Here is a 9829-nt window from a genome sequence, read left to right as displayed (position 1 = left end):
CGGCCGCCGCCCCCGACCACCCGAGATACCGCAGGCGGCCTGGATCAACGACCCGGCCAAACGCAGGGAACCCGCACCACAAACCTCATAGCCTCACGACCGTCTCACTGGACTTGAAATCTTCCGGCGGCGAGACGGCATCGGCTCGTTGGCTACAGGAGGTGGTCGGCCTTACCCGCCTTGATGTCGGTGATGAGGGTGCGGAGGGCTTCGGTGGTGTCGGTGAGGTAGTGGTCCTCCTGGCCGTTGACGGCTATGTAGGCGTTGCCGTCGGCGTCCGTGCCGAGGCGGAAACAGTTGTTGCCCTCGGCGCAGAAGGGGGCTTCCCAAGTGATGTCAGGCATGAAGGTCTCCTCAAAGGCTAAGGGCCACGGCCCGAATTAGGTCCCGGGACTTCTCGGGGCTCAGGGAGTGCTCGTCCATCCAGTCGAGATGGGCGCGGTACTTGGCGAGTTGTGCCTCGGCGTGGCTGAACTCGGGGCCGTGCGTGGAATCCAGTTGGACCGTGTCCAGCCGTGCTACGGGTCCTTCGGCGTACAAGAGCGCGTGTCCCGCGCCGGGGAAGCCGTCGCACCCAACGGGAATCACTTGGAGCGTGACGTTGTCGCGCTCCGACATCACACACAAGTGTTCCAGTTGGTTTCTGGTCACCTTGCGGCCGCCGAACTGCATGCGCAGAGCGGCCTCGTGGACGTACCCGACGTAAGGGAGCGGAGACGGCTCATCCAGCACTCGTTGCCGATTCATGCGATGTTGCACCCGCAACTCGACTTCAAGTCGAGACATGGCAGGCAATCCGGCGTTGAAGACCGCACGAGCGTAGTCCTCGGTGTGCAGGAGGCCGGGGAGATGGACGATCTGGCCCGTGAGCAGCCGTTTGGCGTGCCACTCCAGTTCGGCGATATCAAGCAGCCCGGGCGGCAGCGTGCCTCGGTACTGCTCCCACCATCCGCTGCGGGATTCATCGGACATGGCGGCGAGAGCGTCTACGTAACCACTGTCCGTGCAGTCGTAGTTGCTGGCCAGGGTCCGTACCCGCTCGGCATTGACGACTCGCGTGCCGGCCTCCATGTTGGAGATCTTCGCGCGGTCGACTCCCAGCAGGCCGGCCGCGTACTGCGTGCTCACCCCGGCTGCCATGCGAAGTTTGCGCAGTTCAGCTCCGAGGCGCTGCTGCCGTTCTGTGGGTGCGCTACGCATCGACATGCCGTCCTCTCCGCCGTGCCCCGCCAGTCTGCCGTGCCTTTGGGAAGCTAGTCCAACTCTAAAGTGGCAATGTGCCCCTGCATGTATGGCGCAGTGCCTCCAAGTTCGCTAGCTTTGCGTCACGCGGAAGCTACACACCGCGACGCCGGAAGCGCACCGCGTGGGCGTGCCCGTCTGCCTTGGGACGGGTGTGTCCGCGACCAGGGCGGCATGCCACCGGCGACCTCAACCGCATGCCACCGCAACGGAGTTCGCCATGCCCGAAATCCCCCGCATTCCTGCCTGCTGGCGGTTCCCCGCCCATCCCTCCTCCGTGCCGCGGGCCCGGCACGCCGTGGCCGAGGCGTTGCCGTACGCGCTGCGGCCCCATCTGCGTGACGAGCTCGGTCTGTTGACGTCCGAGCTGGTCACCAACGCCGTGCGGCATGGCGCGCGGGCCGACGAGGGCGATCTCGTCGAGCTCGTCCTGTGGCCCGCCGAGGGGCACTACTGGCTCGCCGTCTCCGATCCCGGCACGGGAACCCCCGGCCGTACCGCCACGCCCGCCGTCGCGCACCCGGCGGCGTACGGGGAGTCGGGGCGCGGGCTGCTGCTCGTCGATCAGGTCGCCGCCGTCTGGACGGTCCGCCCGCGTGCCACGCGGGGCACGTCCGTCATCGCCGGCGTGACCGTGCACGGCGGCGGGTGACAGCCGCGCCGGTCCGCCGTACGTGCGGTCACGGCCCGGCGTACCGGGCCACGGCGCCCCCGCCGTGTAGAAGTGGGGCCGACGGGTCGCTCCGCGGGACGAGGGTGTGGGTGAGGATGGCTGCTGGCGAGGGTGCTGCCGAGGGCGCTTCCGCGCGTATCTGGTACCAGAGTTTTACCGACCCCGAGGTGGACGCGCCGTACTTCAGCCGGCTGACCAGCCACCTCTCCGGCCTTCTCGGGCCCGGCTACGAGGTCGTCGTCCATGGCCTGCGGCCCGGGGACCGCTACCTGCACCCTTTGAGTGAGCTGCGCTGCACGGTCCAGGCCGTCCGCAACGCGATCACCGCCGAGAGGGAGGGTTACGAGGCGTTCGTGATCGGCCACTTCCCGGACCCGGGGCTCGCGGAGATCCGCGCCGCAGTGGACATCCCGGTGATCGGTCTCGGCGAGTCCACGATGCTGCACGCCTGCACGCTGGGTCGCAGGATCGGACTGGTGACCATCAGCCCGGTCTTCATCCCCGCCCACCAGGAGCAGATCCTGCGGTATGGGCTGCGGAAGCGCGTCGTGGACGTGCGCGCCGTGGAGACGCAGGTCGCCGACTACAACAGGTCGTTCACGGATCCGGAGTCGTACCGGCGGGTGCGGGACGACTTCCGCAGCCAGATCGCGCCCCTGCTCGGTCTCGGCGTCGATGTGATCGTTCCCGCCGGGGGGTATCCGATGATGCTGTTCTGCAAGGAACCGGGCTTCTCGGTCGAGGGCGCCGTCGTGCTGAACGGCCTCGCCGTGGCCGTACTTGCGGCCGAGACGGCGATCAGGCTGCGGCGGCTGAACGGCACACACACGAGCCGAACGCCCGGGTACGAGCTGCCCACCGGCGACGCGTTGGAGGAGTTCCTGGCCTGCACCAGCGGTCACCGGTGATGTGCCGGGCCTGTCAGCCCTGCTGTCGCGGGACCAGATCGCCGAGGTCCAGGGCGATCTCGAACGGCACCGGGCGACTCAGGACACCTCGGAAGATGCCCGCGGGGGCATAGGACCGCGTCGGTTCGTCCAGCTCGTACACGTGGACGACAGGCTCGCCCTCGTCCTCCTCCACGCACCAGTAGTGCGGGATTCCGGCCTCCGCGTACTTGCGGAGCTTGACCGTACGATCGCGGTGCGCGGACTCGGGAGAGACGACCTCGATGACGAAAGGCACGACATCAAGGGCGTACCAGGTGCGGTCCTTGTCGTACGCGGCCGTGGTGGCGAGGAGGTCGGGCTCGGGGCGGTTGCGCGCGTCCAGCCGGACCGTCATCTCCCGCTCGATCTCGACACCGGCGGGGGCCTGCGCCATCAGCGCCGTGGTCAAGGCGGTGACGAGGCGGCCGTGCCAGGACCGCTGCGGGGACATCGTGAAGACGAGGGCTCCGTCGATCAGCTCGGTGTGGCGGGGCGCCTCGGGGAGGCGGTCCAGGTCCTCCGCGAACCAGCCTTCCGCGCGGGGCGGGCGCATCCAGTCGGGCAGTGCGGTCATGGGACAACCCTAGCGATTTCCTGCGGCATGCGAAGCGCGGCGCAGCCGGTCCTGCCTGGGGCGCCGTGTTCGCCTGCGGAAGATCCGAGACTCCTGTTTCAAGCCATCTTTATGACAGAAAGGGCACAGGTACTTCACAGATCTTCACAGTTGGCATGACCGCGTCGTAGCGTGATCCAGCCGTGGTCGCCGACCCGGTGGCGGGCTTGGGCCACGGGGCCATTGGCGCTGTGACCTGCCCTGCATGGGGTGTGGGTGGGGATCCTTTTCATGGTCGAGCGGTTCAGGCGTCGTTGGCGAGGCGCCCCGGCGCGTTTGCGCGCGATGGGGTGGGCGGCAGGCCTTGCGGCCGCGATCCTGCTGGTCACCGGCGGGGCATATGCGCTGCCGAAGCTCAGCACGGCGGCGTCCGGGAGTCAGACGCGGGCGCATGTGGATTCCGCTGCCCCAGCCGCCACGAAACGGCTTTCGTTGTTCGGCCGGAAGTCGGACGGGATCCTCTACGACTACGAGCCGAAGTCCGGCGCGGGGTGGGAGCGGGCGGTCAAGCTGGGTGGTGGGTACGGGGAGGCGGACCAGTTCGTGCAGGCGGCCCAGTCGGCCCCCGGTGCGGCGGACCTGTACTTCCGCATGGGTTCCACCCTCTACTACACGGCGGAGCGCGGAAACGACACGAAGGTCATCGGCGGCGGCTGGAACATCTACAACCTGCTGATGTCGCCGGGCGACCTGGGCGGCAGCTCGTACGACGACCTGGTGGGCCGGCACACGGACGGCTCCCTGTGGTTCTACCAGGGCAGCGCGAGCGGCACGTTGGCGACAAGGGTCCGTATCGGCAACTCCGGCTGGAACGGGATGAACGCACTGACCGGGCGTGGGGACTACACAGGCGACGGGCACAACGACCTGATCGCCCGGTCCACGTCCGGGACGCTCTACATCTATCCCGGCTCCGGCAACGCCGCTTCGGGCAGCGCCTTTCACTCCCGTATCACGGTCGGCACGGACTGGGGGGCTTACAAGCGGCTGGTGTCGACGGGGGATCAGGACGGTGACGGAAAGCCGGACCTGATCGCGGTCGACTCGGCGGGTGCCCTGTGGCTGTTCCCCGGCACCGGGAAGGCATCGGCGCCGTTCGCGGCCCGCGTGAAGATCGGCAACAGCGGCTGGTCCGCGTTCAACGTCCTGTTCTGAACCCCTGGGGCGCTCGCTCCGTCACAGATCGGCTCACACCACTCATGCGTATCCGCGCACTGTCCGGGCGCCGTCGCGCCCTGAGCAGATGGCCCTCCCTGCTGCTCGGCGGCACGGCCCTGCTCGCCACGATCACCACCACGGTGTCCGGTAGCGGGCTCGCCCCGCTCACACCGCGCTTGTCCACTGTCGCCGACGCGCCCACCGCGGACGGCGGCGCGGATGCGCCCTTCGACCTGGACGCGGCGCAGAAGATCCGCGATGCGCAGTGCCTGCTCGGCGCGGTCCTGCGCAAAGGCGGCCCGGCGATGAAGAAGGTCGCCCGCGCGGGCCTGGACGGCACTGACGACCAACTGCTGGCGGCGGCCGCGCCCGACTACTGGGACGGGACGCCGCTGGATGTCGCGTTCGAGAAGGACCGGGCATGGTCCTCGGCGAAGGGCGACGAGCTGAGTGGCCGCGTGGCCGCCTGGCAGAAGTCCCTGAGTGTCGGCGGCAGGCACATACCTCCTGGCTACACCGATGCGAGTTTCCAGGAGGCGCCCGACTTGTTTTACCAGGTCGGAGTCCGGCAGTGGGTCAATGACCGGTTCTGGCAGGACGAGGACGCGTTCTATGACGACCAGTCTCCCCTGGCGGGTAAGGAGGTCGTCGATGCGGTGACGAAGATCGCCACGACACGTTACTCGGAGGACAAATACGAGGACTACGACGACTGGTCCGCGTGGACGTGGGACATGCAGTTCATGCATCCCATGTACGCGGACGACGCGCGGATCTTCCTGGAGAACGGCGGGTTTCCGACCACCGCGCCCGAGCCCGGGTCGATGGGGTTCCGGGTGGACGTGGAGAACCTAAAGGCCAGGTTCGCCTCGTGCACTACGACCAACCCGCAGGATCCGCACCACGTCCTGACGGACGAATTGACGGTGGCGGCGCAGGAGTGGCAGGCCGAGATCAAGGGCCAGCGCGATCAGCGCGATGCGATCCTCGCGGCTGAGCAGCAGGCGTCGGCGGACCTCCAGGTCGCCGCGCAGGCGATGACGGAGTCGCTGGGGCAGTCGCTGATCACCTCTCGGCTGACCGACTGGCAGGCCTACTTCCTCAAGCTGCCTGCCGACGACTTCGATCACCCGACCAAGGCCGACAAGGACCAGGTCAACACCTGGATCGCGCAGGCGAGGGCGCGTGCGTCCGGCCGCATGTTCGTGGCGTCGCGTGCGGCTCTGGACGCGCAGAAGCAGGCCGACAAGGTCACCGCCGCGCAGAACGCGGCCTACGCCATCGCCGACCAAGCCGGCTTGCCGCGTGGCCGTGGCCTGCTCTACGGACAGCAGGCCGCCCAGGTCACCAAGGCGTCGGCCGCCGCCGCGCAGGCCGCCTCGCAGGCCACGGACACCGCCGTCCAGGCGACGCGGGCGTCCGCGTCCGACAGCAAGGCCCTCAATTCGCTGGCACAGACGCAGGCGCACGCCACGAAGGCGGAGTTCAGGCGCGAGGCGGCCGAGGAGGCGCAGGCACAGGCCGAGGCCGCGGCGCAGGGTGCGGCCGCGCAGGCGAAGCAGGCCGCCGCGAACGCGACCACGGCGAAGAACGCACAGGCCAAGGCAGAGGACGCGGAAGCGACCGCGAAGAACGCCGCGGCGGACGCCAAGGCAAAGCGGCAGACGGCGGAGAGCGAGCGGGACACCGCCAAGGCGCAGAAGGAACTGGCGGACTCTGAGCGGGCGAAGGCGGCGGACGCCGAGTCACGTGCCCAGTCGCAGCGCCAGGTCGCGGCGGACAAGCTCGCCGCCGCGCAGGGCGCCGGCGCCACGGCCGCGGCGAGGAAGGACGACGCGGTCGCGGCGGAGAGCAAGGCCGTCGCGGCGCGGGACAAGGCGATCGACGCCGAGAGCGACCGCGATGTGGCCCTGGCCAGAGCGAGCGCGGCCGAGGCCAAGGCCGACGCCGATGAAGGCACCTCCGCAGCCTCCGCATCCCGAGCTGCGGCCACCCAGGCACGGGCCGACGCGGACGCCGCGACCACCGCGGCGACCAGCGCGCGCTCCGCCGCCAACGAGGCGACCACGGCGGCGACGAACGCGCGCGCCGCGGCCACGAGGGCCCAGGGCGCGGCCAAGCGCGCCCAGTCCGCCGCCGACGCCGCCAAGGCCGATGTAGCGGTCACCGAGGTCGCTGTCACCAAGGCGCACGCCGCGGCGGCGGAGGCCATCGACGCGTCCGAGACGGCGAAGTGGAACGCCGCCAACGCCAAGGCTCTCGCGAGCGAGGCGCAGGCCAAGGCGGCCGAGGCGAAGGTCGACGCGACCGCCTCGCAGAAGGAGGCCATCGCGGCGGGGGCGGACGCGGTGCGCACCGCGGGCTACGCGTACGCCACCGCGCAGGCGGCCACCGCCGCCCGCGACTCGGCTGCCCAGGTCGTCAAGCCGGCCAACGACGCGATCGAGTTGGGCGCGCCATACGCGCAGACGGACGCCTCTGCGGGCCTCGCCGTACTGACGGGGCAGGCTGCGAAGACGCAGGCACAGAAGCAGCAGGCCGTAGCACAGGCCAAGTCCGCGCAGGCCAAGCAGGCCGCGGCCGAGGCGAAGGCGCTGGCGGAGAAGGCGAGCGCCGACGCGAAGGCGGCCGCCACCGCCGCGGCGTCAGCAGCGGACTGGGCATCGCAAGCGGTGCAGTCATCGCAAGACGCCCAGGCCTCCGCGAAACAGGCGGAAACCGCGGCCGACGCGGCGAAGAAGGCCGAGACGCAGACCGTCGCCTACAACACGGCCGCTGTAGCGGACGCGAACGCCGCACAGGGCGCCGCGACCACCGCAGCGGGCTACGCGGACCAGGCGGACGCCTCCGCGACCGCGGCGGAGACCGACGCGTCCTCGGCACGCGACGCCGCGACGGCGGCGGAGACCGACGCCTCCACCGCACGGGGAGTCGCCGACCAGGCCGAAGCCGACGCCACGACCGCCGAAGCAGCGGCGGCGAACGCGCAGGAAGCCGCACAGGAAGCACAGGACGCCGCGACGCGCGCCGAACAGGCGGCGGCGAACGACACCCTGAACAAGGGCGGCGCCACCGGCATCGGCCAGATGTTCACCAAACAGAAGATCACGCCGATCGGAGACCCGAAACCGCTCAACGACTGCGTGCTCGGCATGGGCAACAGCGGATGCGACGTCACGTTCCGCCTGAACTTCACACTCACCGTGGACTTCTACCTGTGCACGTCAGCCACGGGCTCCACCGTGACCGGAGCCTCCTGCCCCGCAAAGGCCGTCGAATACCTCGGCAGCCAGACCAGTGATCAGCACGCCGATGTCACCAAGCACTTCAGCAACTGGGACATCTCCATGATCGTCGACAAGGCCTTCCTCAAGGGCCTCTGGGACGGCCTGACCGAGGACTTCGTCAAGTGCTCCAAGGGCAGCATCAGCAACTGCGCCTGGGCGGCGTCCTGGTTCATCCCCGACACAACCATCGCCAAGGCCGCCGACCTGATACGCGCCCTGGACGCGGCACTGCGCACAGGAGTCGGCATCACCGACGCGTACAAGGCGCTGAAGACACTCGGGCTCGACGCCGATGTGATGGCGGGCATCGACCGACGCGTGCGCGTGGCCGAGGAGGGGATCGAAAGCTGTCTCAAGAACAGCTTCCCTGCCGACACCCAGATTCTTATGGCAGATGGCTCGCAACGGGCCATCGCTGCCCTCAAAGAGGGCGACCGGGTACTGGCGACTGATCCGTTGACGGGAGAACAGCGATCTGAACCTGTGACCGCTGCCTTCCACCATCTCACTGAACGGCTGGTGACCGTCACGCTCACTGACGGTTCACAGTTCATCAGCACCGCAGGCCACCGCATCTACAGCCCGGGGAGCGGCTGGGTTTTCGCAGCGGATCTCACCAGAGGCGATCACCTGAGAGGACGGGATGGTGCTATCAGCACGGTGAGCGAGGTACGGGACCGTTCGGGCGTGGCACCACGTGTGGTCTACGACCTCACAGTTGACCACCTGCATACCTTCTATGTTTTTGCTGGCAGCACGCCGGTGCTCGTTCACAACAGTGCATGTGAACTGTTCCCCAATACCCTTCCTGACAGGCTCGCGGGAGAGCTGGCCATGGCCGAGAAGCTCCACGTGTCACCCTCGGCCCCTGGCACTCCCGGCTTCGACGCCGCTATCGACGCGGGTACGGTGAAGTGGGCTGTGCGAGAAGACGGCAGCCTGGTCGTCATCCCCAAGTCCGTCAACGGAGAGGAGATGTTTCACTCCGTTCTCACTGGTGGCGCTCCCGTGCGAGCCGCCGGGGAAGCCGACATAGCAGGATCCTCGGAAAGCGGATACTTCGGACTGGAGATCAACAATCACAGCGGACACTTCCTTCCCTCGGAAGAGAGCTTGGAAATCGGCAGAGCGGCATTTGTCGCAGCAGGGATCCATTTCTGATGTATGACATGAATACGTTGGTGTCTCTCGATTCCGCAGCACTTTGCCGGGTGCTGGCGGGTCGCGCCCCTGAGCCGTCGAGTCTCGGCCCGCAACAATGGCGCACTGTGGTCGAGGACCTCACCTTCCGACTTTCTACCGGGGGCGATGTGCCGAGTTCTGTTCCCTGGACAAGGCGTTCGGCGGCTCTGGTGTACGCGCTGGACGCTGCCGTGGCCTCAGGCGATATGGACGGCAGAGAGAGGGTGACTAGGCTGCTGGAGCTTTCGTCGCTGCTAATCAGTCGCGTTGCTCCGATGGAGGGCGTCGTCGTTCTCGACCCCACTTGGTTGGTGGAGTTGTTCTTCACGGAGGTTCCCATCACGGCCCGGGAAGCCGGGAATCTGGCTGCGCACTGGCGCGACCTGGACATAAGCGAGATCCGGCGGCTGCGTGCGGCGCGCAACCTGGCGACTCCCGCAGTCCGTCTTGCGCGGATAGTCGGCGGTACGGCTCATGCCCGCCTGCGCGATTGGGAAATAGTTCTTCCGCAGCTTCCCTGACTGTAGTTGTCACGCGCAGGGCCCGATGCCGAGGTCCGGGCGCGCTGTGCGTCGCCCTCGGCCCTCCGAACTCGTGCGGTTCGGAGGTTTATTGCAGGTTGGATCGTCGCGGGGCTGTTGCTGCCTCCAGCCGGCAAGGGTGTTGGCCAGGTAAGCGCCGTTGGCGATGGTGGCGGGGCGGATCTGCTGCAGAGCGTCGGCCGCTCCGCGTGATCATGCAGGTT

At 68.4% G+C, this 9829-nt stretch carries 8 protein-coding genes; 5 read left to right on the top strand and 3 right to left on the bottom strand.

Annotation, left to right across the window (positions count from 1 at the left end; genetic code table 11):
* Window positions 1-152 precede the first annotated feature (152 nt).
* Together JFN87_RS13055 and JFN87_RS13050 are read right to left on the bottom strand one after the other, a co-directional pair.
* Window positions 153-344, bottom strand: coding sequence for a hypothetical protein (locus JFN87_RS13055; RefSeq protein WP_209340184.1), 192 nt, complete (start codon window positions 342-344; stop codon window positions 153-155).
* A 10-nt stretch (window positions 345-354) separates the two neighbouring features.
* A complete protein-coding gene (locus tag JFN87_RS13050; RefSeq protein ID WP_209340183.1) occupies window positions 355-1206 on the bottom strand; it encodes a helix-turn-helix domain-containing protein in 852 nt (283 codons plus the stop codon).
* A gap of 256 nt (window positions 1207-1462) precedes the next feature.
* On the opposite strand from JFN87_RS13050, the gene JFN87_RS13045 reads away from it, so the two are divergent.
* Complete coding sequence (locus tag JFN87_RS13045; protein WP_209340182.1) at window positions 1463-1894, top strand: ATP-binding protein; 432 nt, start codon at window positions 1463-1465, stop codon at window positions 1892-1894.
* Between the two features lie 116 nt (window positions 1895-2010).
* Window positions 2011-2823: an aspartate/glutamate racemase family protein gene (locus tag JFN87_RS13040; RefSeq protein ID WP_209340181.1), complete on the top strand. Its 813-nt coding sequence runs from the start codon at window positions 2011-2013 to the stop codon at window positions 2821-2823.
* 13 nt (window positions 2824-2836) lie between these two features.
* On the opposite strand, the gene JFN87_RS13035 is transcribed toward JFN87_RS13040, so the two are convergent.
* Complete coding sequence (locus JFN87_RS13035; protein ID WP_209340180.1) at window positions 2837-3418, bottom strand: Uma2 family endonuclease; 582 nt, start codon at window positions 3416-3418, stop codon at window positions 2837-2839.
* Window positions 3419-3889: 471 nt separating this feature from the next.
* Between JFN87_RS13035 and JFN87_RS13030 the strand changes: the two genes are divergently transcribed.
* The 3 genes from JFN87_RS13030 (at window position 3890) to JFN87_RS13020 (ending at window position 9605) form a co-directional block, all read left to right on the top strand.
* Window positions 3890-4612, top strand: a complete 723-nt coding sequence (locus JFN87_RS13030; protein WP_245179385.1) for an FG-GAP repeat domain-containing protein — start codon at window positions 3890-3892, stop codon at window positions 4610-4612.
* A 461-nt stretch (window positions 4613-5073) separates the two neighbouring features.
* The gene (locus JFN87_RS34330; RefSeq protein WP_209340179.1) at window positions 5074-9063 is read left to right on the top strand and encodes a Hint domain-containing protein; all 3990 of its coding nucleotides are present in this window, start codon (window positions 5074-5076) and stop codon (window positions 9061-9063) included.
* The gene (locus tag JFN87_RS13020; protein WP_209340178.1) at window positions 9063-9605 is read left to right on the top strand and encodes a hypothetical protein; all 543 of its coding nucleotides are present in this window, start codon (window positions 9063-9065) and stop codon (window positions 9603-9605) included. Before JFN87_RS34330 ends, JFN87_RS13020 begins: the two co-directional genes overlap by 1 nt.
* Window positions 9606-9829 lie beyond the last annotated feature (224 nt).

The sequence above is a fragment of the Streptomyces montanisoli genome (genome assembly GCF_017813245.1).
Classification (GTDB): domain Bacteria; phylum Actinomycetota; class Actinomycetes; order Streptomycetales; family Streptomycetaceae; genus Streptomyces; species Streptomyces montanisoli.
This window is presented reverse-complemented; position numbering and strand designations above follow the sequence as displayed.